The following is a 24,296-nucleotide window of genomic DNA, read 5'->3' on the forward strand; positions in this document are numbered from 1 at the left end:
ATGGTGGGCGGACCGCCTCCCCGGCGCCGCGGGTACGCTGGAATCCGGCGCGCGCGTGCCGGAGAGGACCACCATGAGAATCGTCGACTCGGCCGACTGGCGCGATCGCCTCACCTACGAGACGCCCTACCGCGTCGCCGACGTCATGCCGGGTGATCCCGCGAGATGCGCTGCCTGCCCCGCCGACGCCGGTGCCCATGATCGCGACCACCTCTGGGCGGTCAAGCACCGCCACCCGACCAACCACGGCGGCTTCGTCCGGTTCTACTGCGAGTCGCACGTTCCGGAGCGCAAGCAACCCGTCACGGTCGCGACACGTTCGGCACCCGCGCGACGTGCCGCGCCCCGCGCTGCAGCGCCGCGCACTCCGAAGCCGCCCGCACCCTCGGATGTCGTCCGCGCGATGTGCCCGGACTGCTTCGTCGAGGTGTCCGCCGCGGGCGAGTGCGGCGTCTGCGGCATCCGGATCTGACGGCGTGAGCGAACCGGCCGCCGCGAACTATCCGACCGCGCTGTGGTGCCGGTCCCGCCGCGGATCGGCATTGTGCACCCGCCCGAGGGGACACGCGGGGCTGCATAACCGGCTCGGAACGTCGCAGATGTGGTCAGACGCGCAGGCCGATCCGCCACGATGCTCGGGCAGCGGTGAGCCTGCGCAGCCGTCGCCGACACTGCCCGGCGGGTTTCCCTTCGGACGGGGACTGTGCCCCGTGTGCACGGCCTTCGTCGAATTGAGCGAGGGTCGCATCGACCGCCACGACGCCTTCCGCGGCACGACGGATGCCGCCGAGGCCGAGGCCCGGGCTCAGTGGTTCAACACCGTCGGATGGAACTGACCGCCCGCGCCAACAGACGGTGGACTGTCAGGCGCCCGCTTCGTCGTCGCGCCACGGCAGATTGAGGTCTTCGGCGGGCACATCGACGTCGCCGACATCGTCGGGACCGCCGGTTCCCGGACGCGCACGCACGAGCTCGTCATCGACGTCCTCGTCGGGGCTGGTCGGGGCCTCGTCCTGCTTCTCACGGGTCTCGGTGTCGCTGGCCGGGCTGTAGCGCATGTCCTTGCGGACCGCCTCCGGCTCGGAGAGCGGTTCCTGGTCGGTCGCCGGGTCCTGCTGGCTCATCACGTCTCCCTCGCTGTCGGCGCGCCGATTCCGACGCTCGCGACCACGCTAGGCAGCGCCGCCGATCGCGTCAGGCGCGTTGACCAGCCGGGAGCCTCGTGCAATGATCCTCGGCCGATGCGAGCCGTATCCGATGACGATCGTCAGCGCAAGTGCGAGGTGCCCGGCGGCGCTAGCCGACACAGTGTTGTCATGAGACGAATCACGTACGCGGGCGACACGGTGATCACGACGGATGACGTTGCGGAGGCACTGGTGGAGCTCACGGCGGCGGTCGCCAATTACGGCCGCGCCGAAGCCGTGCGGATTCCGATCGTGCTCGAACCGAGCGGGCGTGTCGATGAGGCCGAACTTGTCATCGGGGTCGGCAACGACGTGCTGTCCGCCCCCATCGACTGGGACGCCGATGAACCGGACTTCTCCGAGGGGGCGGAAGACCTTCGAGCACACGAGAGCTACCCTCAGCGCCGTTCCGAGGGCGCTCACCTCTATGCCCTCGACGACGAGGCACCCGCACAGTGGGACCCCGACCTCGAGGGCTTCCGCGACGCCTGACCTTTCGCGTCACACTGCCGTCGACCGTGCGGCGCTGACTCGCTCGATGGCGTAGCGTGGCCGAACGTGCGAGCGATGGTCATGGACAGCATCCGCGGGCCGGTGACGGTTCGCGAGGTGGCCGATCCGAGCGTCCCCGCCGACGGGGTGGTGGTGTCGGTGCGCGCCACCGGGCTCTGTCGAAGCGACTGGCACGCCTGGGCCGGCCACGACGACATCGCACTCCCCCACACCCCCGGGCATGAGTTCTCAGGTGTCATCTCCGAGGTCGGTGCGGACGTCGCGGGCTGGCAGGTGGGTGATCGCGTCACGACGCCGTTCGTGATCGGCTGCGGTCGATGCGAGTGGTGCGCACGCGGGGACGCCCAGGTCTGCCCGCACCAGCAGCAGCCCGGCTTCACCTACGCCGGCTCGTTCGCCGAGCGGGTCGTCGTGCCGGCGGCCGACGTCAACCTCGTCGGCATCCCCGACGGCGTCTCGTTCGAAGCCGCGGCGGCGCTCGGATGCCGCTTCGCCACGGCGTACCGCGCGCTGATCGCCCGGGCGACCCTGAGCGGCGGCGAGTGGATCACGATCGTCGGCGCAGGCGGTGTCGGCCTCAGCGCCGTGATGATCGCACGGGCTCTGGGAGCGCGGGTCATCGCGGTCGACCGGTCGCCTGGCGCTTTGCAGACCGCCTCGGAGCTCGGCGCCGAACACGTCGTCGCCGCTGACGGGCAGGACGTCCCCGCCGTCGTTCACGAGCTGACGGGCGGGGGCAGCCACGTCTCGGTCGATGCGGTGGGCAGCGAGCAGACCGCATCCGATGCGATTCTGAGCCTTCGTCGTCGAGGACGTCATGTGCAGATCGGGCTGCTGCCCTCGGCATCCGGTCGTAGCGCCGCTCCCCTGGCCCGCGTCATCGCGTGGGAGCTCGACCTGCTCGGCAGCCACGGCATGGCAGCAGTGGACTACCCCGGAATGATGGCGCTGATCGGCGACGGCAGCCTGCGCCCGCAGGACCTCGTGCAGCGGGTCGTCGGACTGGAGGAAGGTGCGCGACTGTTGCCGGCCATGGACACCGCGGCAGCGGCGGGCATGACGATGATCGATCCGCGGCTGGTCTGACACACGCGATACGCGAAGACCCCGCCCGGACGCAGTGGTCACGAGCGGGGTCTTCGTCGCCGGGACTACCCGGCCGGGACTTGGTCAGCCCTGGGGCATATCAGCCCTGGGGCTTGCGGTTCTCGGCGCTGACCATCCAGGCGAGCTGCTCGAGGCGCTCGAGGATCGAGTGCAGGATGTCGGCGGTCGTCGGGTCTTCCTCGTCGACCTCGTCGTGCACATCACGGCACGTGCCGATCGTCGCCTCGAGGCGCTCGGTGATCAGGTCGATGACCTCGGCGGTGTCGATCTCGCCCTGCGGGAACTCGGGCAGCGTCGTGGTCTCGGCGACGGTGTCGCTGCGGCCATCCGGGAGGGCGTGAAGCGCACGCATGCGCTCGGCGACGGTGTCGGCGAACTCGCGGGCGGCGTCGATGATCTCGTCGAGCTGGAGGTGGGTGTCGCGGAAGTTGCGTCCGACGACGTTCCAGTGCGCCTGCTTGCCCTGGAGCGACAGCTCGATGAGGTCGACGAGCACCTTCTGGGTGTTCTCGCTGAGCTTCTGCGAGGCGCGGAAGCCGCTCTCGGCGTTCTGCTCGTTGGTCAGACCGGCGCCGGAAGCGCGGCGCTTGTTGCGCGTGGTGGTGGTGTTCGTGGCCATAGTGTTGCCTCCTCGAGTCGAGATGACATCCACGCTAGGCAGGGCGAGGGCGCGGCGCCCACCGGTTGATGGAACGTGCGGGGGCTGGTAACGGGTGTTCAGAAGTCTTCGTCACGAAGACCGAGTTCGAGCCAACGACGAGCGGCGACGTCTCCCTCGAGCCATCGCACGCCGAACGTCTGCGACGCACCCCACCTCGCCGAGAGCCAGTGGCGGCCCAACAGACGCCGCTCGTGCACCGTGCTTTGCAGGTGGTAAGCAAGGTACCCGGCCTCGAGCTCACGAACCGTGTGCCATCCAGGACCGTAGTCCTCGAAGGGGAGCTCACGCGATCCATCGGGCCACACGACGGTGAACCACAACCAGCGCTGCCTCGACGGAAATCGCATCTCGCGGACGACGCTCGCCACATGACCGACGACCTGGTCTTCGATCACGAGCGCTCCGATTCGTCGGTCGTACGCCCGCAGAGTGTCATCTGTGGGCGTGTCGACACCGGGCGACCCGTCGTACTGCGGGTCTCCGGCGCGCTCGCGTGGCATGCCTCGATTGTGCCAGCCGTGGGCGGTGGGCTTCACCGATAGCGGCAGGGCGTCAGACGTTGAAGCGGAACTCCACGACGTCGCCGTCCTGCATGACGTAGTCCTTGCCCTCGAGGCGCGCCTTGCCCTTCGCGCGGGCCTCGGCGACCGAGCCGGTCGCGACGAGGTCCTCGAACGAGATGACCTCGGCCTTGATGAAGCCCTTCTCGAAATCGGTGTGGATGACGCCGGCAGCCTGCGGAGCCTTCCAGCCCTTGCCGATCGTCCAGGCGCGCGCTTCCTTCGGGCCCGCGGTGAGGTAGGTCTGCAGGCCCAGCGTGTCGAATCCGATGCGCGCGAGCTGGTCGAGGCCCGACTCGTCCTGACCGGTCGAGGCGAGCAGCTCGGCGGCTTCCTCGGGGTCGAGGTCGATGAGCTCCGACTCGATCTTCGCGTCGAGGAACACCGCCTGGGCAGGAGCGACGAGCGCGGCGAGTTCCGCCTTGCGCGCCTCATCCGTAAGCACGGCCTCGTCGACGTTGAAGACGAAGATGAAGGGCTTCGCGGTCAGCAGCCCGAGCTCCTTGATGGGCGCGAGGTCGATCTTGGAGTCGGCTCCCGACAGCAGTTCCCCGCGCTGAAGCGCATCCTGCGCAGCTTTGGCAGCCTCGAGCACGGAGGGATCGAGCTTCTTGCCGCGAACCTCCTTCTCGTAGCGCGTGATCGCCTTCTCGAGGGTCTGGAGATCGGCGAGCTGCAGCTCGGCGTTGATGGTCTCCATGTCGTTCTGCGGGTTCACCGCACCCTCGACGTGCACGACGTCGTCGTCGGCGAAGCCGCGGACGACCTGCGCGATCGCGTCGGCCTCGCGGATGTTGGCGAGGAACTGGTTGCCCAGCCCCTCACCCTCCGACGCACCGCGCACGATGCCGGCGATGTCGACGAACGACACCGCGGCGGGGAGGATGCGCTCGGAGTGGAAGATCTCGGCCAGCACCTTCAGGCGCGGGTCGGGGAGGTTCACCACGCCGACGTTCGGCTCGATCGTCGCGAACGGGTAGTTCGCCGCGAGAACCTGGTTCTTGGTCAGGGCGTTGAAGAGGGTCGACTTGCCGACGTTGGGCAGTCCTACGATTCCGATGGTGAGAGCCACGGGCATCCAGTCTACGTGGCCCACCGACATCGCCTCCGACCGATCCGGATCGCCCGGCTCGGCGGCGCGCCTCCCTTCTCGTCCTCCGGACACGGGTGACGCTTGTCCCGTGGCACTGGACTTCACCGCGATCGACTTCGAGACGGCGAACTCCTCCAGTGCATCCGCATGCTCTGTCGGCCTGGTTCGCGTCCGCGACGGCGAGGTCGTCGCCTCCGACGGCTGGTTGATTCGCCCGCCGTCGGGCCACGACCGCTTCTTCGACATCAACGTCTCCATCCACGGCATCACCGCCGACGCGGTGGCGCATGCCCCCAGCTGGGTCGCGCAGCTCCCCCGCCTTCTCGACTTCATCGGCGACGACGTACTCGTGGCACACAACGCCGGATTCGACATGGCCGTGCTGCGCCGCGCGTGCGAGGCGACGGATGCCGCGCTCCCCGCGATCCGCTCGGTGTGCAGCGTGCAGCTGGCACGGAAGACGTACCAGCTCGATTCCTACCGGCTGCCGCTCGTTGCTGCTGCCGTCGGGTTCCTCGACTTCGCGCATCACGATGCCCTCGCGGACGCGCTCGCGTGCGCACACATCACCATCGACGCGGCTCGCCGGGCCGGCGCGCACGATCTCGTCGAACTCGCGATGCTGCTGGGGGTGCGCGTGCCCGAGCACGAGCCGATCGGGGCTTCGCTGCTCAGCCCGGCCTGACGGAGTCGCTGGTCGTCCGCGGGTCTGTGGGAGGTTCCGGCACGATGTCGGAGGTTCATGACATGATTCGAACATGCATTCGAATGGCGGGCGTGGTAGCGGGATGGGCAGCGACGCAGACGTCGACACACTCGCTCAGCTGGTCGCGGATGCCGAGGGCATAGCGGATACCGCGCGCGCGGCACAGGTCCGGGAGGTTCGTCTCCTCGCTGCCGCCGGCCAGCTGGCGGAGTCCCAGTCCGCGGGAGCACCGGAGAAGGTCAAGGCGCGCGAGATGGCTCTGCGCGGCATCGCGGCGGAGCTGGCCGGGGTGTTCGTGGCGACCGACCGGACGTTGCAGCGGCGCATCGACGAGGCGCGAGACCTGGTGGAGAACTATTCGGTGACGATGGCGGCGTGGGAGGACGGACGCATCGTCCGCGGCCACGTGCGGGTGATCCACGAGATCGGATGCATCGTGCCCGCGGGAGATCGCGCGGAGTTCGAACGCGTCGCGATCGAGCGCTGCGAGGGCGAGAGACCCAACCGGGTGCGGGACGCGCTGCGGATGATCGCCGAGCGCATTCACCCGCGGACGTTCACCGAGCGGCACGAGGAAGCAGCGGCGGGGCGGGGCGTGTGGGTGCAGCCCGGGGCGGATGGGATGTCCGACCTGATCGCGACCTTGCCGACGGTGATCGCGGACGGGATCGTGGACCGGCTGACGCGGCAGGCGCGGGAGATCATCACCGCGCGGGCTCAGGCTGATGCGCCTGGCACGCCTGACACTCGAGCCGACGCGAACGGCGCTTTACCCGATGCCGACACGACGATTCGCGACGGGTCGTCGTTCGTCGACGATGCCCGCACGATCGATCAGGTTCGCGCCGACGTGTTCTCCGACCTGCTCCTCGCCGGGACACCGGCCCTCGATCCCACCGGCACCGGTGACGGCGGCGGAACACTGGGCGCGATCCGGGCACACGTGCAGGTGGCCCTGTCGGCACTCACGCTGATGGGTCAAGATGAGGGGCCCGCGGATCTGGCGGGACGCTCGCCCATCGACGCCGCGACCGCACGCGAGCTCGCCGGCAACGCGACCTCGTGGGACCGGCTGCTGACCGATCCGGTCACCGGGACGGTGCTCGAGTGCGACAGCTACCGGCCCACCGCCGCGATGGTGCGACTGCTGCGGGCCCGCGATCGGCACTGCCGGTTCCCCGGATGCCGGCAACCCACGATCCGGTGCGAACTCGACCACACGATCGCCGCATCCGACGGTGGAGCGACACACGTGTGCAACCTCGCGAACCTCTGCAAACGCCATCACGACGTCAAACACCACACCCGATGGCGAGTCCAACAGCTCCCGGGCGGGAGGCTGATCTGGACCTCACCCACCGGACGGGTCTACCGCGAAGACGCACCACCACCACTCGTCGCATTCACCGTCGCGGCTCCACCCGGACCGGGGCTTCCACCGTTCTGACGAGTTCGCCCTTCGGTTGGCGCTGGTCGTGGGTTCGGCGTGCACGGACCGGGTTCGGCCTGCGCTCGCTGGCGCACTCGCGCGTACGCAGCTCGCCGTTTCGCCGGTACCGGTCACCGATTGAGCGTGCACAGACCCACCCGACCCCGGCTTCCACGGTTCTGACGAGTCCATCGTTCGGTTCGCCCTGGTCGCCTGCTCAGCGCGGCCGATTGATGATTCCATGTCAGCGCCGCGCGCGGGAGTGCGGGACTACGCGCCATCACCCGGCGACGCCTGCGTGCGCGGCCACGGTGCCCACCCGTCCGCCGCGGTGCGGAGCACCTCCGCGGCGCTCGACAGCCGCTGCACCGGAAAGTCCTCCACGCGCGATTGGCCGGATCGGCTGCCCTCGGGGAATGTGAACGCGTGCTCCACCGGAAGCTCGGCGCCGGGCACGATAGCCTCGCGGAAGTTCCCCGTCACGACCGCGAAGACCTGCTCCTCGAGTTCGTCTGCGACAGACCGCCATTCCTCGTCACATGCGTCGCACCCGCAATGGGGGTAGTGAGCGTCATGCAGCAGTCCCGAGTGCACCGAGAGACCCGGATACGCATCGAAAACGAAAGTCACCGATGCGCACTGCGGGTCGGCGGGCTGCAGGCGCACCGCACGGAGCACAGCGAAAGAGCTCGGTCTGTTCAGATCTGAGGCGACCTCAACACCCTCCTCGACGTCGACCTCGAATGTCTCGCTTAGGTGAGCGATGAGCGCATCGCCGACAGCATGCAGCGGCGCGAAGCGCTCCGGGTGCGTGTCGACCGAATAGGCGTCTTCTGGAGGCGATCCCGGCCAACGTCTGCCGTACTCGATGACCGCGCCGTCGGCATCGCGGAACACCGGCGTGTCGATGGTCGGGCGCACGTAGCCTTTCATGCCGACATCCTGCCGCACCGTCCGCTCCGGGCGCGGAGAGAGCCGCGCCGCACGCCCCGCCTCCGTGCGATGTCAGAGCCACCGGGCATCCTGGACACATGGACGCCGCTCTCGTCTTCATCCTCATCGTCGTCGCCGCGATCGCCGCCGCCGGCGGCTGGTTCGCGGGCTCCGCTCGCGCCTCACGCGAGGGAGCAGCCGACCGAGTCCGTCTCGAGGCTCGCGCGGCCGTCGCTGAGGCCGAGCGCGACGCCCACGCCGAGCAACTGGAACGACAGCGCGAGCTGCAGCGCGAGCTGGGAACCCAGGCGCGGCTCGACCAGGCCGCTCGCGACGAACGCGAACGCCGCGAGCAGGCGGTCTTGCGAGCGCTCGCCCCCGTCCAGGAGTCGCTGCAGGCGATGCAGGCCAAGGTCGAGCTCCTCGAACGCGAACGCAGCGAGCAGTTCGGTTCGGTCGCGGAGCAGCTGCGACTCGGACGCGAGACCGACGAGGCGCTGCGTTCGACGACGGAGTCGCTCGCCGGCGCCCTGCGCTCGAGCGCGGCCCGTGGCGTCTGGGGCGAGACGCAGCTGCGACGCATCGTCGAGTCCGCCGGCCTCACCCGCTACGTCGACTTCGAGCTGCAGTCCAGCATCTCGTCCGACAGCGGCGCGGGGCGCCCCGACCTGATCGTCCGTCTCCCCGGCGACAAGGCGCTCGCGGTCGACGCGAAGGTGCCGCTCGACTCGTATCTCGAGGCGAGCGCGATACCCGTCACCGCGCAGGGTGAGGAGGCGCGACGCCGCAAAGCGTTGCTGACGGCGCACGTCAAGGCGGTGCGCGCCCACGTGGACGCCCTCGCGAAGAAGGCCTACTGGCAGGGCCTGAGCTCGAGTCCCGAGTTCGTCGTCTGCTTCATCCCGAGCGAATCGCTTCTCGCGGCGGCGCTCGACGAAGACCCCGCGCTGCTCGACTACGCCTTCAGCCGGCGCGTCGCACTCGCGTCACCGGTCAACCTGTGGGCGGTGCTGAAGACCGTGGCATACACGTGGACCCAGCAAGACGTCTCCGACGAGGCCCGGCGCCTGTTCGACCTCGGCAACGAGCTGTACCAGCGTCTCGGAGGGCTTGCCTCCCACGCCGGCGACCTGCGCCGTGCGATCGAGCGGACGGTCGAGTCCTACAACAAGTTCGTGGGGACGCTCGAGAGCAGGGTGCTCGTGACGGCGCGGAAGTTCCCGGGCATCGACGAGACACGGCTCGAGGCAACGAGCGCGCCGAGCCCGATCGAGACGTCGACGCGGATGACGACGGCTCCCGAGCTGCTCAGCGCGGACGTCGGCGAGCTTCGCGAACGGCTGTGACGCGTCGGCGGAGGGGAAGGGAGGCGAGCTGTCCGGTCAGGCCGGGAACATGTTGACGAGGCCGACGACGGCGACGGAGACGGCGAGGAAGGCGCCGATCATCCACCAGGCACTCATCTGATGTCCCTCGGGGTGGCGCCGACGCAGCAGCACGTCCGGACGTCGAGCGGGGTCGATCGTCACCGCGACCTGGCCGGTCGGCGGGTTGTTTGCTGTCATCGACATGGTTCTCCCGGGTGCTGACGTAAGGGTGGTCATCGCCGTTGATACCGCTGCCATTCTGACAGAGCCTTGCTGGGAGCATCAGTGGTTGACACGCAGTCGTGTCGTGATAGTTACCCGCCCGAGTTCAGAGCCACTTGGATGTGAGGTGCTCCGAGGTGATCCGACGCAGCGTCCCCGACGCGCCGCGCAGCACCACGCTCTCGGTGTACACGTAGTCGCCTTCGCGCCGAACGCCCCCGACGAGCTCGCCGTTGGTCACACCGGTCGCCACGAAGATCGTGTTCTTGCCGCGGACGAGATCGTCGGCCTCGTAGACGTGACCGTCGAGGTTGAGCCCGGCGTCGATGCCGCGCTGCTTCTCGTCGTCGTCGCGCGCCCACAACCGGCCCTGGATGTGACCGCCGAGGGCCTTGATGGCGCACGCGGTGACGATGCCCTCCGGGCTGCCGCCGACACCCACGCACATGTCCGTGCGCGCGTTGTGCCGGGCCGCGTTGATCCCACCCGCGACGTCGCCGTCGCTCATCAGCCGCGTGCCCGCGCCGGCATCCCGGATCTCCTGGATCAGCTGCGCGTGACGCGGACGGTTCAGGACCGAGACCACCAGTTCATCGACAGGCTTGCCGAGAGCCTTCGCGAGCCGCCGGATGTTCTCGGCGATGGGCAGTCGGATGTCGACGACGCCGACACCCGCAGGGCCGGTGACGAGCTTGTCCATGTAGAACACCGACGAGGCGTCGAGCATCGCTCCCCGGTCGGCGACCGCGATGACCGAGAGCGCGTTGTTGCGCCCCTCCGCGGTGAGGGTCGTGCCGTCGATCGGATCCACGGCGATGTCGGCCTGGGGCCCGCGACCGGTGCCGACCTTCTCGCCGTTGAAGAGCATGGGTGCGGCATCCTTCTCACCCTCGCCGATGACGATCACGCCGTCGAAGTTGACCGTCGTGAGGAACGCGCGCATGGCGTCGACGGCCGCCCCGTCGGCGAGCTCCTTCTGCCCGCGGCCGATGAACGGCACCGAACGGATCGCCGCCGCCTCTGTCGCGCGCACGAGCTCGAGCGCGAGGTTTCGATCGGGATGCAGCGGACTCATGTCGGCGGTCAAACTCACCATGCGCCACAGCATAGGTGCGGGCAGGCGCGAGGATCCGCCGCTTTCGGCCGCGCGCCCACGAAGGAATCGGGATTCTTAACGAATCCGTACATCCAGCCGCGTCGCGAACACGTGACAACAAGCAGCGTCGTTTCTCCGGCCGCCCCGCGGACGGCGAGAGCGGCCTTCGATAAAGTGGGCTCGGTAACACCGCCGATTTGAGGAGCTCTCATGCCCATCGCCACCCCCGAACAGTACGCAGAGATGCTGGATCGCGCGAAGGCCGGTGGTTTCGCCTACCCCGCCATCAACGCCGCCAGCTCGCAGTCCATCAACGCCGTTCTTCAGGGCCTGACCGAGGCCGGCTCCGACGGCATCATCCAGGTCACGACCGGTGGCGCCGACTACTTCGCCGGACACACCGTCAAGGGCCGCGCGACCGGTGCGCTCGCCTTCGCGAAGTTCGCCCACGAGGTCGCCAAGAACTACCCCGTCACGGTCGCGCTCCACACCGACCACTGCCCGAAGCCCGCCCTCGACGACTTCCTGCTGCCGCTCATCTCGGCATCGGAGGAGGCCGTCGCCGACGGCGGTCAGCCGATCTTCCAGTCGCACATGTGGGACGGCTCGGCCGTGCCGCTCGCCGAGAACATCGAGATCGCCAAGGAGCTGCTTCCCCGCATCAAGGCGATCCGCGCGATCCTCGAGGTCGAGATCGGCGTCGTCGGCGGCGAAGAGGACGGCGTGCAGCACGAGGGCTCGAACGACGCCCTCTACACCACGACCGGTGACGTCTCGCAGGTCGTCGAGGCTCTCGGACTCGGTGACCAGGGCCGCTGGATCGCCGCGCTCACCTTCGGCAACGTCCACGGCGTCTACAAGCCGGGCAACGTCAAGCTCAAGCCCGAGCTGCTCGGCGAGATCCAGGCCGGCATCGCGTCGAAGTTCGGCACCGGCGAGAAGCCCCTCGACCTCGTCTTCCACGGCGGCAGCGGCTCGACCGACGAGGAGATCGCCCTCGCCGTCGCGAACGGTGTCGTGAAGATGAACATCGACACCGACACGCAGTACGCGTTCACGCGCTCGGTGGCCGGGTTCATGTTCCAGAACTACGACGGCGTCCTGAAGGTCGACGGCGAGGTCGGCAACAAGAAGGCTTACGACCCGCGCGCCTGGGGCAAGAAGGCCGAGTCGGCGATGGCCGCTCGCGTCGTCGAGGCGACCCGCCAGCTCGGCTCGTTCGGCCAGTCCCAGAGCTGACCGCCGGCCACACGGAACGGCGCCCCGCGGATTCGTTCGCGGGGCGCCGTTCTGTCGTTCTCGGGTGCGCGTCAGCGGCTGGTCGAGAACCCGTCGAGCACAGCCGGGTCGGACAGCAGCGGCACCGCCAGCAGCAGGCTCACGATGATGAATGTCACGATCGCGCCGACGAGCGGGATCCACCACGACAGCCGCCGCAGCGACAGCGACCACCACGACAGCACCGCGGTCAGCAGCCACCCCGCGCCGTAGACGACGGCGGCGGCGATGCCCCACGCCCGTCCGCCCGCCGGGTCCGCGAGCGTCCCGTCGATACCAGCCATGTCCATCCACGTCTGCGCGAAGCCCGTGAAGTCGACCAGCTGCGGGATGGCTCCGAGCACCGTCACCAGGCCGTACGCGAGCAGCGCGACCGTGATGATCCGGTCGGCGAGCCGCGTGGGGCGCGCAGCCGACGTGGTCGGGCGCGGCGAGGGAAGCTGCTGTCGTGCGGACTCATGGGGACGGGGTGCCGCTGAGCCGGCCGGCACCTGCGCCGTCTCGACCACATCGGGGTGCGGTGCTTCCCCGCCCAGTGCCGCGATGCGGGCGCGTTGCTCCTCGGGGGTGGCGTACTCGCCGTACTGCGGGCGCGGACGTTCCTGCTCGCTCATGACCGCCCCCGTCCGCCGCGTGCGCGGGCGTCCTGCTTCCCGGCGGCATCCGTCCGCAGTTCCTTCGGCAGGGAGAACATGAGGTCTTCCTCGGCCGTTCGGATCTCGTCGACATCGGCGTAACCGGCATCCGCGAGACTGGAGAGCACCTGCTGCACGAGCACCTCGGGTACCGAAGCGCCGCTCGTGACCCCGACCGTCCGGACGCCGTCGAGCCACTCCTGCCGGATCTCATCGGCATAGTCGACGCGGTACGCGGCGCGAGCGCCGTACTCGAGCGCGACCTCGACGAGCCTCACACTGTTGGACGAGTTCGCCGACCCCACGACGATCACCAGGTCGGTTTCGGCGGCGATCTTCTTGATGGCGACCTGGCGGTTCTGGGTCGCGTAGCAGATGTCGTCCGAGGGCGGATCCTGCAGTTCGGGGAACCGCACGCGCAGCCGCCGAACGGTCTCCATCGTCTCGTCGACGGAGAGCGTGGTCTGCGAGAGCCAGACGACCCGCGACGGGTCGCGCACCTCGACGGTGTCTGCGTGTTCGGGCGACGTCACGATCGTGATGTGCTCGGGCGCCTCGCCGGCGGTCCCCTCGACCTCCTCGTGCCCCTCGTGGCCGATCAGCAGGATCTCGCGGTCGTCGCGCGCGAACCTCACGGCCTCACGGTGCACCTTGGTCACGAGCGGGCAGGTCGCGTCGATCGCCTGCAGCCCCCGATCGGACGCCGCCGAGACCACCGCGGGAGACACCCCGTGCGCGCTGAAGACGACGTGCGCGCCCTCGGGCACCGCGTCGACCTCGTCGACGAAGACGGCGCCGCGCTCCTCGAGCTCGCGCACGACGTGGATGTTGTGCACGATCTGCTTGCGCACGTAGACGGGCGCACCGAAGCGTTCCAGCGCCTTCTCGACCGCAACGACGGCGCGGTCGACTCCGGCGCAGTATCCTCGCGGAGCTGCCAGGAGCACCCGCTTGGCGGCGCCCACAGGGATATCCTGGAGACGGCCGTGACGCCCCGGCACGCGGGGAACGGGCAGCCGGACGGCGGGAGTGCTCACTCCTCGATTCTACGAGGCGCATCCTGCCAGCCGCTCGGAACCGGCCGTGAGGAGCCCCATGCCGTCGTTCGAGACCGCGCCCGATCAGACGCCGCCGCCGGATGCCGTCCATCCTCGCGATTCGTCGCCGCAGACGCCGACCTCGATCTCGCGGCTCAACGAGACCATCCGCGACTTCGTGCAGCGGTGGAACGCCGTGTGGGTCGAGGGCGAGATCACCTCCTGGAACCTCCGCGGCGGTCATGTCTTCGGCCGCCTGAAGGACGCCGAAGCGGATGCCGCGTTCTCGTTCCGCCTCTGGTCGAGCACCCTGCAGCGCCTCGGCTCGAGCCCGCAGGTCGGCGACCGCGTCGTCGCGTGCGTCAAGAGCGACTACTTCGTGAAGTCCGGCGACTTCTCGTTCACGGTGTCGGCCATGCGACCGACAGGTCTCGGCGATCAGCTCGTCCAGCTCGAGCGTCTACGCGCGAAGCTGCGGGCGGAAGGTCTGTTCGATCCGTCCCGCAAGCAGAGCCTGCCGTTCCTCCCCCACATGATCGGCCTGATCACGGGTGAGCGCAGCGACGCGGAACGCGACGTGCACCGCAACGCCGAGCTGCGCTGGCCGCACGTCGCCTTCCGCACGGTGCACGCGGCGGTGCAGGGCGATCGGTGCGTTCCCGAGACGATCGCGGCTCTGCGCGCACTCGACGCCGACCCGGAGGTCGATGTGATCGTCATCGCGCGCGGCGGCGGCGACCCGCAGACGCTCCTCGGTTTCAGCGACGAGAGGCTGCTGCGGGCCGTGGCCGCGGCGACGACGCCGGTGGTGTCGGCGATCGGCCACGAGAACGACCATCCGCTCCTCGACGACGTCGCCGACCTCCGCGCGTCGACGCCGACGGATGCCGCCAAGCGGGTCGTGCCCGACGTCGTGGAGCAGCGCGCGCTCGTCGAGCAGCTGCGCAGCCGCGCCCGTACGCGCCTCACGCAGCGCGTCTCGCACGATCTCGCGCAGCTCGAGCAACTGCGATCGCGGCCGGTGCTGCGCAATCCGGAATCGCTCATGACGACCCGCGCGCACGAACTGCACGTCCTCACGGCGCGCGGTCGAGACGTCGTGACGCGCCGCATGGATGCCGCGGGCCACGACATCGCCCGGCTCCGCGCCACACTCCGGGCGCTCTCGCCGGGCGCCACACTCGACCGTGGCTACGCCATCGCTCATCTCGATGCGGGAGTCATCATCCGAGACGCCGCGCAGGCCCCGGCGGGCTCGCACGTCACCGTCACCGTCGGCCGCGGCGCGTTCGCGGCGCGCTCCGAAGGCGTCGTCGACGACGGGGCCGCGCCCGCTGAGGCGGCGGGCGCACCGGCGGACCCGTCCTAGAATGGCTGACATGACTCCGCCGGCCGAAGGGCTCTCCGCCGACGTCGAGACCCTCAGCTTCGAACAGGCGCGCGACGAGCTCGTGCGCGTCGTGGCCGAGCTCGAACAAGGTGCGCCGACTCTCGAGCAGTCGCTCGCCCTGTGGACGCGCGGCGAGCAGCTCGCCGCACGATGCGAGGAATGGCTGCTCGGCGCCAAGCGCCGGCTCGACGAAGCGCGCGCCACGCGCGCGGACGACGCGTGATGGCCAAGGGGCCCCGCGTCGTCGCGGAGCTCGGCCGCCCCGAGACGCCCGACGAGACCGCCGCCCGCAAGGCGGCGTCGTCGCAGGTCTACCGCTCGAGCCAGAACGTGCGGAACCTGCTCGCCGCCCTCATCGTCACGGTGGCCGTCGTCGCGGTCATCGTGTTCGCCGTGCCGCGCGGCTCGGTCCCCGAACAGCCCGGCATCGACGTCGCCGCGGTCGCGACGGATGTCGGCTCCGGCATCGGTCGCCAGCTCGTGGCCCCCGAGGTGCCGGAAGCGTGGCGCGTGAACAAGGCGGAGCTCGCCGGCGACGACGTCCAGACCTGGGAGATCGTCTACGCGCCCGCCAGCGGATACGTCAACGTGCAGCAGGCGTTCGACGCCGACGCCGGCTGGGCGTCGCGGCAGGTCAGCGGCTCGCGCACGACGTCGACCGAGACCATCGACGGCGTGTCGTGGGAAGTCTTCGAGATCCCCGATCCCGCGCGCGCCGGGAACATCTCGTTTGCCCTGACGACCCAGGCGGGAGCCGACACCATCCTCGTCTACGGCGGCGGGGCCATCGACGCCGAGACCGTGCGCACCGCTGCGCGCGGCCTCGCGACCCAGATCGTCGAACTGCAGGAGGAGACACCATGACGTCGACCGCGGCCGCTCCGGCATCCCCTACGCCCCAGGAAGCCTGGGACGAGATGCGCGCGGGAAACATCCGATTCGTCGAAGGCGCCCCGCGCCACCCCCGGCAGGACGTCGAGCGCCGCCACGAGATCGCCGGCTCGCAGACTCCGCGCGCCGCGCTCTTCGGCTGCTCCGACTCGCGCCTCGCGGCTGAGATCATCTTCGACGAGGGCCTCGGCGACCTCTTCGTGATCCGAAACGCCGGTCAGGTCATCTCCGACTCGGTCGTCGGCAGCCTCGAGTACGCCGTCGCCGTGCTGAACGTGCCGCTGATCGTCGTCCTCGCCCACGACGCCTGCGGCGCCGTGCGTGCCGCGATCGACAGCACAGGCATCGACGCTCCCCCGCTGCCGCCGCTCATCTGGCGTCAGATCTCCCCCATCGTGCCCGCCGTGCGCCGCGTCCTGCGGGCAGGAGCCGACGCCGGCGTCACCGCCGAGAACGTGGACGCCGAGGTCGTGGGCCGGGAGCACCTGCGCGACACGGTCGGTCAGCTGCTCCACGCGTCCGAGCTCATCAGCACCGCCGTCGCCGAGGGCCGACTGGCCATCATCGGAGCGAACTACCGCCTCGGCGAAGGCGCCGCTGAGGCTTCCATCATCCTCGGCGACGTCCACGACGACGCCGCATCCTGACGACATCCCACCGAGAGAGGAACAACGACGTGACCGACATCGAGTACCGCATCGAGCACGACACCATGGGAGAGGTCCGCGTCCCGAAAGACGCCCTCTACGCCGCGCAGACCCAGCGCGCGGTCGAGAACTTCCCGATCTCGGGCTCGGGGCTCGAGTCGAGCCAGATCGCCGCACTCGCGCGGATCAAGAAGGCCGCCGCGCTCGCCAACAAGGAGCTCGGCACGCTCGACCCCGCCATCGCCGATGCGATCGCCGGAGCAGCCGACGAGGTCGTCACCGGGCGCTACGACGCGCACTTCCCCGTCGACACGTACCAGACCGGTTCCGGCACGTCGTCGAACATGAACATGAACGAGGTGCTGGCCACCCTCGCGACCCGCGCGCTCGGCAGCACGGTGCACCCGAACGACCACGTCAACGCGTCGCAGTCGTCGAACGACGTCTTCCCGACGTCGGTGCACATCGCCGTGACCCAGGCGCTCATCGACGACCTCATCCCCTCCCTCGACCACCTGGCGGTCGCCTTCGAGACGAAGGCCGAGGAGTGGAAGGACGTCGTGAAGTCAGGTCGTACGCACCTCATGGATGCCACGCCCGTGACCCTCGGTCAGGAGTTCGGCGGCTACGCACGCCAGATGCGCCTCGGCATCGAGCGCGTCCAGGCCGTGCTGCCCCGCGTCGGCGAGGTCCCCCTCGGCGGCACCGCCGTCGGGACGGGCATCAACACGCCCCTCGGCTTCCCGCAGAAGGTCATCGAGCTGCTCGCGGCCGAGACCGAGCTTCCGATCACCGAGGCGAAGGACCACTTCGAGGCGCAGGCCAACCGAGACGGCCTCGTCGAGGCATCCGGCGCCCTGCGCACGATCGCGGTATCGCTGACGAAGATCAACAACGACATCCGCTGGATGGGCTCGGGCCCGAACACCGGTCTCGGTGAGCTCCACATCCCCGACCTCCAGCCCGGCTCGTCCATCATGCCCGGCAAGGTCAACCCGGTCGTTCCCGAAGCCGTGCTGATGGTGTCGGCCCGGGTCATCGGCAACGACGCGACGGTCGCGTGGGCCGGGGCATCCGGCTCGTTCGAGTTGAACGTCGCCATCCCGGTGATGGGCACGGCGCTGCTCGAGTCGATCCGCCTGCTCTCGAACGCCGTGCGCGTGCTCGCCGACAAAACGGTGGCCGGTCTGCAGGCCAACGTCGAACGCGCCGCCGCGTTCGCAGGCATGTCGCCGTCGATCGTCACCCCGCTGAACAAGCTCATCGGGTACGAGGCCGCCGCGAAGATCGCCAAGCACTCCGTCGCCAAGGGCATCACGGTCCGCGAGGCCGTGATCGACCTCGGATACGTCGAGCGGGGCGAGCTGACCGAGGCGCAGCTCGACGAGAAGCTCGATCTGCTCTCGATGACGCACCCTGGTTGATAATCGGAGGGTGAACCCGTCGCGGTCGGAAGCCCGGCGCGCACGCATCCTGGGGATCGTCCTCGCGATCGTGTGCGCCGGCTTCGTCGTCGCCGCGATCGGCTCGCTGCTGGTGTTCCTGCTGCTCGGAGTCGAGCTCCCCTGGGCGGCTGTTCTGGTCTTCGCCGTCGCCGGCGCCGGCACTCTTGTGACGGTATGGCTCGTCGGCTGGCCGCTCCTGGCCACCCCGCCGCGCGAGGCGGCGGCTCAGGACGCCTTCGACGCGGCGGTCGAGGCCCAACGACGTCTGCTCGACGACGTGCGTCACGAGCTCAAGACACCGATCGCCATCGTGAGGGGGCACCTCGAACTCGTCGATGCCGATGACCCGGCGGATGTCGACGCCGTCCGCGAGATCTCGATCGGCGAACTCGATCGCATGACCCGCCTCATCGGTGACATCGATCTCTTGGCCTCGGTCGAGGGCGAGCGGTTCGCCCTCGACGAGGTCGACATCGAGAGCCTGACCCAGCGCGTGGTCGACCTCGTCACCGTCATCCCCGGGCACGATTGGGCCGTCGAATCGACGCAGCGCGGGATCATCCACGGCGACGCCGACCGCCTGCTCCAGGCATGGCTGCAGCTGGCCGACAACGCCGCCAAGCACACCCCGGTGGGAACCGCGATCGAGCTCGGCAGCGGCATTTACGCGGGCGCCTTCCACCTCTGGGTGCGCGACCACGGCCCCGGCATCCCGCCCGCGGCCCGGCATCGCATCTTCCGCAGATTCGATCGCGGCGGTCGCCGGCGGTCGGTCGGCGGCTCGGGTCTCGGCCTCGCCATCGTCGATGCGATCGCCAAGGGCCACGGCGGTTCCTGCACGGTCACGGAGACCGCGGGCGGCGGCGCTACCTTCACCATCACGATCCCGCTCCGCTCGGCCCGGCGCCTCCCTGCGCCGGTGCGGGCCGACGAGGTCGTCCTCCAGCGCAAGGAGATCGGATGACCCGCATCCTGCTCGTCGACGACGAGCCCCACATCATCGGCCTCCTGGAGCGTGCGGTACGCACCGCCGACATGGAGCCGCTCGTCGCCGAGGACGGTGAGACGGCGCTCGAGATGCTCGAGGGCGAGGAGGTCGACCTCGTCATCCTCGACGTCGGGCTTCCGGGAATCGATGGGTTCGAGGTGCTGCGCCGCCTCCGCGCGTTCGGATCGGCCGTGCCCGTCATCATGCTCACCGCTCGGAGCGGAACGAACGACACCGTCGAAGGGTTGGATGCGGGGGCGAGCGACTACGTGTCCAAGCCGTTCGTCGTCGCCGAACTCCTCGCGCGGGTACGCTCGCGGCTGCGCGAGAGCGCGGGCCCGACGACCGTGATCACCCGCGACGGCGTCAGCCTCGACATGCTGACCCGACGCGCGACCGTCGACGGTCGCGACATCGACCTCTCCGCACGAGAGTTCGCGCTCGCTGAGCAGTTCCTCCGCCATGCCGGCGAGGTGCTCAGCCGCGAGACACTGCTGAGCCGCGTCTGGGAGCTCGACTTCGACCCGGGGTCGAACGTCGTCGACGTCTACGTGCGCTACCTGCGGGGCAAGGTCGGCGCCTCGCGCATCGTCACGGTACGCGGCGAGGGGTACCGCTGGGATTGAGGTCGGCCCCGTTGTTCCCGAGGCCGACCTCATCCGGGATCAGCTGAGTTCGCCCGCCTCGAGCAGATCCGTCACGAGCGCCGCGATCGCCGACCGCTCCGAGCGCGTGAGCGTCACGTGGCCGAAGAGGTCGTGGCCCTTGAGCGTCTCGATCACGGAGGCGATGCCGTCGTGCCGTCCGACGCGCAGGTTGTCGCGCTGGCCGACGTCGTGGGTGAGGACGACGCGGGAGTTCTGACCGATGCGACTGAGGACCGTCAGCAGCACATTGCGCTCGAGCGACTGAGCCTCGTCGACGATGACGAAGGCATCGTGCAGCGAGCGACCGCGGATGTGCGTCAGCGGCAGCACCTCGAGCAGCCCGCGCGCGATGATCTCCTCGACCACGTTGCCCGAGACGACCGACCCCAGGGTGTCGAAGATGGCCTGACCCCAGGGGTTCATCTTCTCCTGGGCGTCGCCGGGAAGGTAGCCGAGCTCCTGACCGCCGACGGCGAAAAGCGGACGGAAGACGATGATCTTGCGCTGCTGCTGCCGTTCGAGCACCGACTCGAGGGCAGCGCACAGCGCGAGCGCTGACTTGCCCGTGCCCGCGCGACCGCCGAGCGAGACGATGCCGACATCCGGGTCGAGCAGGAGATCGATCGCGATCCGCTGCTCCGCCGAGCGTCCGTGCAGTCCAAAGACGTCACGATCGCCCCGCACGAGGCGGAACGAGCCCGGGCCCGTCACGCGCCCGAGGGCAGACCCCCGCTCGGAGTGGATGACGAGCCCGGTGTTGACCGGGACGCCGCGCACCTCGTCGCTCGTGGCGACCTCGCTCTCGTAGAGATCACTCATCTCGTCGCCGGAGAGGTCGATGTTCGCGATGCCGGTCCATCCGGAGTCCACGGCCTGCTCGGCGAGGTACTCCTCCGCGCTGATGCCCAGCGAAGCCGCCTTGACCCGCATCGGCAGGTCTTTCGAGACGACCGTGACCGGCTGCCCCTCCTGAGCGAGGTGCATCGCGACGGCGAGGATGCGCGTGTCGTTGTCACCCAGCCGCATCCCGGCGGGGAGCACCGAGGGGTCGGTGTTCGTCAGCTCCACCCGCAGGGTGCCGCCCTCGCCGACGGGAACGGGGAAGTCGAGCCGGCCGTGCTCGACCCGCAGGTCGTCGAGGTGGCGCAGCGCCTGGCGGGCGAAATAGCCGATCTCGGGATCGTGCCGCTTGCCCTCGAGCTCGGTGACAACCACGACGGGGACGACGACCGAATGCTCGGCGAAGCGGAACAATGCTCGCGGATCACTCAGCAGGACCGACGTGTCCAGCACGTAGGTGCGCAGCTCCTGGTCGAGCTCGTCACCTCCGCCGTGGATGACGCGACGCTGCTGCTCTGTTGCTCGTGCGGCCACAACCCACTCCCCGCCTCGGGTGTCTCACCCGATTCACACGAGTCGACCAGGGGTCACGAGTCGTGAGAAGGCCGACTCGAACGGGCGCCGTGCCCGTTGCGATGACAGTACGGCGGGCGACCGGCAGCCCGCCAGCGCGACACGCCCGCGGAGGTTTCGCCAACGTGAACTCTGCGTGCCGTGCTTGGCGCGTCAGCCGCCGAAGCGGCGGTCGCGCGTCGCGAAGTCGCGAATCGCGCGCAGGAAGTCCACTTCACGCAGGTCGGGTCCGAGCGCCTCGACGAAGTAGAACTCGCTGTGCGCCGACTGCCAGAGCAGGAAGTCGCTGAGGCGCTGCTCGCCGGAGGTGCGGATGACGAGATCGGGGTCGGCCTGGCCACCGGTGTAGAGGTGCTCGCCGATCTGCTCGGGCGTCAGACTCTCCGCGAGCTCCTCCATAGATCCGCCGCGCTCGTGGTGGCTCGTGATGATGCTCCGCACCGCATCCACGATCTCGCCCCGCCCGCCGTAACCCACGGCGAGGTTGACGTGCAGACCGGTGTTCTCGCGCGTGCGGTCCTCCGCCTTGGCGAGCACGCGGGCGAGATCCTCGGGCAGCTGGCCCGCGCGGCCCACGTGCTGCACGCGCCACCCCGGCTCGCTCGAGAGCGTCTCGGCCAGCTCGGCGATGATCTCGAGCAGGTCGGCGAGTTCGCGCGAGTCGCGCTTGGCGAGGTTGTCGTGCGAGAGCAGATAGAGCGAGACGACGCGGATGCCGAGCTCGTCGCACCAGCGCAGGAACTCGTGCATCTTCGCGGCTCCGGCGCGGTGGCCCTCGGCGGGCGTGGGGTAACCCGCCTGGCGCGCCCACCGACGGTTGCCGTCGATCATCATCGCGACGTGATGCGGAACGGTCTCCGGCGTCAGGTGCCGGCGCAGCCGGGACGCATACAGGCGATAGAGGGGTCCTCGTCCGCGGTTCGCAGCCACTCCCCTACGTTACTCCTCGCCCTCATGTGAACGCTGGCATATGCCAGAGCGTACGCTCGTGTTGTGACCCGACCCGCACCCGATGAGGGCGTCGAGATGCCCCAGCTTCCCCTATTGGACGCCGCTGCCGTCAGCGCTCAGGTCGAGCTGCGCCCGTCGTGGCGGGGCTGGATCCACGCGGCGACCTTCCCCGTCGCGATCGCCGCAGGCATCGTTCTGATCGTGCTCGCACAGGGCGCGCCGGCCAAGTGGGCGAGCGCCGTGTTCATGACCACCTCGCTGCTACTGTTCGGCAACTCCGCGCTCTACCACCGGTTCGACTGGAAGCCGCGCACCAAGGCGATCCTCAAGCGGATCGACCACGCGAACATCCTTCTCCTGATCGCCGGAACGTACACGCCGCTGGCGGTGCTGGCCCTTCCCACCGAGCAGACGGTGCTGCTGCTGTCGCTGGTGTGGGGCGGAGCGATCGCGGGCATCTTCTTCCGCGTGTTCTGGATACACGCACCGCGCTGGCTCTATGTCGCGCTCTATCTCGCGCTGGGCTGGGCCGCGGTGATGTACATCGTTCCGCTGTTCCAGGCCAACGCCGCCATGATGATCCTGGTGATCATCGGCGGCCTGCTCTACAGCGGCGGCGCGGTGGTCTACGCGCTGAAGAAGCCGAACCCGTGGCCGGGCCACTTCGGCTTCCACGAGATCTTCCACGTCTGCACGGTCCTGGCATTCCTCTGCCACTGGACGGCGTGCCTCCTCATCGCGCTCGAGCCCGCGTATCACGCGGGCTGAGGTCGCGGAGGGACGAGGCCGACGGCCCCGTAGGTCAGCGCGTGTCGGCGTCCCGTTCGCCGCGAGCTGCGGCATCCTCTTCGTCGAGCTGCTCGCGCACCTCGGCACGGTATCGGCCCCGACGTACCCGTCGCAGCATGTCGAGCAGGAGGAGCACGACGGCGATCGTCAGGATCACGATCGCTCCGAAGCCCCACGGGCCGGGCGTGACCGACGTGGGGTCGACCGTGATCTCGGGGAGCGGTGTCGCCGCCGACGTGAGCCACAGGAGGGAGTTCATGGTTCCTCGATCTGCGCGAGAAGCGCTTAGCCTGGAACCACCAGCCTAATCCCGTCAGAACCACCCCGGAGACCGTCATCATGACCACGCAGCTCAAGCTCGACCAGCGCTACGGTCGGACGCGTGAGAAGCGGTCCCGGCGGATTCTGATCGGTGCCGCTGCGGTGGTGGGGGCAAGCGTTCTCGGACTCGTCGCCTGGACGACCGTGACCGGCGCCATCGACTCCGTCGACACCGACGCGACCGGATTCCAGGTGATCGACGAGCACTCGGTGGTCGTCTCGTTCCAGGTCAGCGGCGCGCGAGACAAGCCGCTCGCGTGCGCCCTCGAGGCCCAGGACACCGAGCACGGCGTCGTCGGGTGGCGGGTCGTCGAGTATCCGGCCGCTGACGGTGTCTCACGAGCGTTCACCGAGACCATCCCGACCGTGGCGCTGGCGACCAATGGTTTGGTGACCTCTTGCTGGATCCCGTAGTCTAGGCATTTCTTGTGCGCCCCGGTCGGATGCCGGGGCGTTCGCCATAGGCGGCTGTGCGCCGCGCCAGTCCAAGGAGATCACATGTCGAACGACGCTCCCGTCACCTTCCTCACGCAGGACGCCTACGACCGTCTCGTCGCGGAGCTCGAACACCTCTCGACGACGGGCCGCGAGGAGATCGCCAAGCGCATCGAGGCCGCGCGCGAGGAGGGCGACCTGAAGGAGAACGGCGGCTACCATGCCGCGAAGGACGAGCAGGGCAAGCAGGAGGCGCGCATCCGCACGCTGCAGCAGCTGCTCAAGGACGCGACCGTCGGAGAGGCTCCCGAATCCGACGGCACCGTGCTCTCGGGCACCGTCGTCACCGCGCTCGTCGCCGGCGGCGAGGAGGTCTTCCTCCTCGGCAGCCGCGAGATCGCGGCCGGCTCAGAGCTCGATGTCTACAGCGAGGCGTCACCGCTCGGCGAGGCCATCCTCGGCCTCAAGGAGGGCGACAAGACCTCGTACACCGCGCCGAACGGGCGCGACATCTCCGTCGAGATCGTCAAGGTCGAGACCTACTCGGGCCAGTGA

Annotated in this window: 30 protein-coding genes; 18 read left to right on the forward strand and 12 right to left on the reverse strand. The window is 69.4% G+C overall.

Annotated elements, in window-relative coordinates; all coding sequences use genetic code 11:
* Window positions 1–73 precede the first annotated feature (73 nt).
* Both P6897_RS09075 and P6897_RS09080 read left to right on the forward strand, forming a co-directional pair.
* Window positions 74–472 carry a glucose-6-phosphate dehydrogenase gene (locus tag P6897_RS09075; RefSeq protein WP_282501026.1) on the forward strand — a complete coding sequence of 133 codons (399 nt, stop codon included), beginning with the start codon at window positions 74–76 and terminating at the stop codon, window positions 470–472.
* Between the two features lie 238 nt (window positions 473–710).
* Window positions 711–836, forward strand: a complete 126-nt coding sequence (locus P6897_RS09080) for a hypothetical protein (RefSeq protein ID WP_258524558.1) — start codon at window positions 711–713, stop codon at window positions 834–836.
* A gap of 27 nt (window positions 837–863) precedes the next feature.
* Here P6897_RS09080 and P6897_RS09085 read toward each other — a convergent pair whose 3' ends face one another.
* Window positions 864–1,124, reverse strand: a complete 261-nt coding sequence (locus P6897_RS09085) for a hypothetical protein (RefSeq protein WP_114589563.1) — start codon at window positions 1,122–1,124, stop codon at window positions 864–866.
* A gap of 192 nt (window positions 1,125–1,316) precedes the next feature.
* On the opposite strand from P6897_RS09085, the gene P6897_RS09090 reads away from it, so the two are divergent.
* On the forward strand, window positions 1,317–1,679 hold the full coding sequence (locus P6897_RS09090) for a hypothetical protein (RefSeq protein WP_112614994.1): 363 nt from the start codon (window positions 1,317–1,319) through the stop codon (window positions 1,677–1,679).
* Window positions 1,680–1,745: 66 nt separating this feature from the next.
* Window positions 1,746–2,786, forward strand: a complete 1,041-nt coding sequence (locus P6897_RS09095) for a zinc-dependent alcohol dehydrogenase family protein (RefSeq protein ID WP_282501027.1) — start codon at window positions 1,746–1,748, stop codon at window positions 2,784–2,786.
* Window positions 2,787–2,886: 100 nt separating this feature from the next.
* Here P6897_RS09095 and P6897_RS09100 read toward each other — a convergent pair whose 3' ends face one another.
* The 3 genes from P6897_RS09100 to ychF form a co-directional block, all read right to left on the reverse strand.
* Window positions 2,887–3,426, reverse strand: coding sequence for a DNA starvation/stationary phase protection protein (locus tag P6897_RS09100; RefSeq protein ID WP_112614998.1), 540 nt, complete (start codon window positions 3,424–3,426; stop codon window positions 2,887–2,889).
* Window positions 3,427–3,524: 98 nt separating this feature from the next.
* A complete protein-coding gene (locus tag P6897_RS09105) occupies window positions 3,525–3,968 on the reverse strand; it encodes a hypothetical protein (RefSeq protein WP_282501028.1) in 444 nt (147 codons plus the stop codon).
* 52 nt (window positions 3,969–4,020) lie between these two features.
* Window positions 4,021–5,100 carry a redox-regulated ATPase YchF gene (gene ychF, locus P6897_RS09110; RefSeq protein WP_274177974.1) on the reverse strand — a complete coding sequence of 360 codons (1,080 nt, stop codon included), beginning with the start codon at window positions 5,098–5,100 and terminating at the stop codon, window positions 4,021–4,023.
* 109 nt (window positions 5,101–5,209) lie between these two features.
* On the opposite strand from ychF, the gene P6897_RS09115 reads away from it, so the two are divergent.
* Both P6897_RS09115 and P6897_RS09120 read left to right on the forward strand, forming a co-directional pair.
* Window positions 5,210–5,806 (forward strand): exonuclease domain-containing protein, encoded by a 597-nt coding sequence (locus tag P6897_RS09115; RefSeq protein WP_274177975.1) that lies wholly within the window; start codon window positions 5,210–5,212, stop codon window positions 5,804–5,806.
* 73 nt (window positions 5,807–5,879) lie between these two features.
* Window positions 5,880–7,274 carry an HNH endonuclease signature motif containing protein gene (locus P6897_RS09120; protein WP_282501029.1) on the forward strand — a complete coding sequence of 465 codons (1,395 nt, stop codon included), beginning with the start codon at window positions 5,880–5,882 and terminating at the stop codon, window positions 7,272–7,274.
* Between the two features lie 252 nt (window positions 7,275–7,526).
* On the opposite strand, the gene P6897_RS09125 is transcribed toward P6897_RS09120, so the two are convergent.
* Window positions 7,527–8,189: a DUF6226 family protein gene (locus tag P6897_RS09125; RefSeq protein ID WP_282501030.1), complete on the reverse strand. Its 663-nt coding sequence runs from the start codon at window positions 8,187–8,189 to the stop codon at window positions 7,527–7,529.
* Between the two features lie 98 nt (window positions 8,190–8,287).
* Here P6897_RS09125 and P6897_RS09130 point away from each other — a divergent pair, with 98 nt between their 5' ends.
* On the forward strand, window positions 8,288–9,535 hold the full coding sequence (locus P6897_RS09130; protein WP_282501031.1) for a DNA recombination protein RmuC: 1,248 nt from the start codon (window positions 8,288–8,290) through the stop codon (window positions 9,533–9,535).
* A gap of 36 nt (window positions 9,536–9,571) precedes the next feature.
* Here P6897_RS09130 and P6897_RS09135 read toward each other — a convergent pair whose 3' ends face one another.
* Both P6897_RS09135 and glpX read right to left on the reverse strand, forming a co-directional pair.
* Window positions 9,572–9,754 (reverse strand): UDP-N-acetylmuramyl pentapeptide phosphotransferase, encoded by a 183-nt coding sequence (locus tag P6897_RS09135; protein ID WP_240309861.1) that lies wholly within the window; start codon window positions 9,752–9,754, stop codon window positions 9,572–9,574.
* Window positions 9,755–9,884: 130 nt separating this feature from the next.
* Complete coding sequence (gene glpX, locus P6897_RS09140) at window positions 9,885–10,874, reverse strand: class II fructose-bisphosphatase (RefSeq protein ID WP_274177979.1); 990 nt, start codon at window positions 10,872–10,874, stop codon at window positions 9,885–9,887.
* Between the two features lie 210 nt (window positions 10,875–11,084).
* On the opposite strand from glpX, the gene fbaA reads away from it, so the two are divergent.
* Window positions 11,085–12,113 carry a class II fructose-bisphosphate aldolase gene (fbaA, locus tag P6897_RS09145; protein ID WP_274177980.1) on the forward strand — a complete coding sequence of 343 codons (1,029 nt, stop codon included), beginning with the start codon at window positions 11,085–11,087 and terminating at the stop codon, window positions 12,111–12,113.
* 71 nt (window positions 12,114–12,184) lie between these two features.
* Here the strand turns inward: fbaA and P6897_RS09150 are convergent, their stop codons facing one another.
* Entirely contained in the window at window positions 12,185–12,766 is a 582-nt protein-coding gene (locus tag P6897_RS09150) for a DUF6264 family protein (RefSeq protein ID WP_112618031.1), read from the reverse strand.
* A complete protein-coding gene (locus tag P6897_RS09155; protein WP_274177982.1) occupies window positions 12,763–13,824 on the reverse strand; it encodes a 4-hydroxy-3-methylbut-2-enyl diphosphate reductase in 1,062 nt (353 codons plus the stop codon). Before P6897_RS09155 ends, P6897_RS09150 begins: the two co-directional genes overlap by 4 nt.
* Window positions 13,825–13,882: 58 nt before the next feature.
* On the opposite strand from P6897_RS09155, the gene xseA reads away from it, so the two are divergent.
* Genes xseA through P6897_RS09190 form a run of 7 tightly spaced genes read left to right on the forward strand, consistent with a single transcriptional unit; the run spans window position 13,883 to window position 19,811 of the window.
* Complete coding sequence (gene xseA, locus P6897_RS09160) at window positions 13,883–15,193, forward strand: exodeoxyribonuclease VII large subunit (RefSeq protein WP_282501032.1); 1,311 nt, start codon at window positions 13,883–13,885, stop codon at window positions 15,191–15,193.
* A 10-nt stretch (window positions 15,194–15,203) separates the two neighbouring features.
* On the forward strand, window positions 15,204–15,437 hold the full coding sequence (locus P6897_RS09165) for an exodeoxyribonuclease VII small subunit (RefSeq protein WP_023950420.1): 234 nt from the start codon (window positions 15,204–15,206) through the stop codon (window positions 15,435–15,437).
* Window positions 15,437–16,078, forward strand: a complete 642-nt coding sequence (locus tag P6897_RS09170; RefSeq protein WP_282501033.1) for a DUF4245 family protein — start codon at window positions 15,437–15,439, stop codon at window positions 16,076–16,078. Before P6897_RS09165 ends, P6897_RS09170 begins: the two co-directional genes overlap by 1 nt.
* Window positions 16,075–16,752: a carbonic anhydrase gene (locus P6897_RS09175; protein ID WP_274177985.1), complete on the forward strand. Its 678-nt coding sequence runs from the start codon at window positions 16,075–16,077 to the stop codon at window positions 16,750–16,752. The genes P6897_RS09170 and P6897_RS09175 overlap by 4 nt, the downstream gene beginning before the upstream one ends.
* Window positions 16,753–16,781: 29 nt before the next feature.
* Window positions 16,782–18,176 (forward strand): class II fumarate hydratase, encoded by a 1,395-nt coding sequence (locus tag P6897_RS09180; RefSeq protein WP_274177986.1) that lies wholly within the window; start codon window positions 16,782–16,784, stop codon window positions 18,174–18,176.
* A gap of 10 nt (window positions 18,177–18,186) precedes the next feature.
* A complete protein-coding gene (locus P6897_RS09185; protein ID WP_181574278.1) occupies window positions 18,187–19,161 on the forward strand; it encodes a HAMP domain-containing sensor histidine kinase in 975 nt (324 codons plus the stop codon).
* Window positions 19,158–19,811: a response regulator transcription factor gene (locus P6897_RS09190; RefSeq protein WP_282501034.1), complete on the forward strand. Its 654-nt coding sequence runs from the start codon at window positions 19,158–19,160 to the stop codon at window positions 19,809–19,811. The genes P6897_RS09185 and P6897_RS09190 overlap by 4 nt, the downstream gene beginning before the upstream one ends.
* Before the next feature lie 39 nt (window positions 19,812–19,850).
* Here the strand turns inward: P6897_RS09190 and P6897_RS09195 are convergent, their stop codons facing one another.
* Window positions 19,851–21,170, reverse strand: coding sequence for a PhoH family protein (locus P6897_RS09195; RefSeq protein WP_112618051.1), 1,320 nt, complete (start codon window positions 21,168–21,170; stop codon window positions 19,851–19,853).
* 228 nt (window positions 21,171–21,398) lie between these two features.
* Window positions 21,399–22,175, reverse strand: coding sequence for an isoprenyl transferase (locus tag P6897_RS09200; RefSeq protein ID WP_112618024.1), 777 nt, complete (start codon window positions 22,173–22,175; stop codon window positions 21,399–21,401).
* A 96-nt stretch (window positions 22,176–22,271) separates the two neighbouring features.
* Between P6897_RS09200 and P6897_RS09205 the strand changes: the two genes are divergently transcribed.
* The gene (locus tag P6897_RS09205) at window positions 22,272–22,964 is read left to right on the forward strand and encodes a hemolysin III family protein (protein WP_274178043.1); all 693 of its coding nucleotides are present in this window, start codon (window positions 22,272–22,274) and stop codon (window positions 22,962–22,964) included.
* A gap of 34 nt (window positions 22,965–22,998) precedes the next feature.
* Here the strand turns inward: P6897_RS09205 and P6897_RS09210 are convergent, their stop codons facing one another.
* Window positions 22,999–23,244 carry a hypothetical protein gene (locus P6897_RS09210; RefSeq protein WP_112618023.1) on the reverse strand — a complete coding sequence of 82 codons (246 nt, stop codon included), beginning with the start codon at window positions 23,242–23,244 and terminating at the stop codon, window positions 22,999–23,001.
* 80 nt (window positions 23,245–23,324) lie between these two features.
* Between P6897_RS09210 and P6897_RS09215 the strand changes: the two genes are divergently transcribed.
* The gene (locus tag P6897_RS09215) at window positions 23,325–23,720 is read left to right on the forward strand and encodes a DUF4307 domain-containing protein (protein WP_112618022.1); all 396 of its coding nucleotides are present in this window, start codon (window positions 23,325–23,327) and stop codon (window positions 23,718–23,720) included.
* Between the two features lie 84 nt (window positions 23,721–23,804).
* Window positions 23,805–24,296, forward strand: a complete 492-nt coding sequence (gene greA / locus P6897_RS09220) for a transcription elongation factor GreA (RefSeq protein WP_112618021.1) — start codon at window positions 23,805–23,807, stop codon at window positions 24,294–24,296.

The organism is Microbacterium sp. BDGP8 (genome assembly GCF_029991045.1).
Lineage (GTDB): Bacteria > Actinomycetota > Actinomycetes > Actinomycetales > Microbacteriaceae > Microbacterium > Microbacterium plantarum.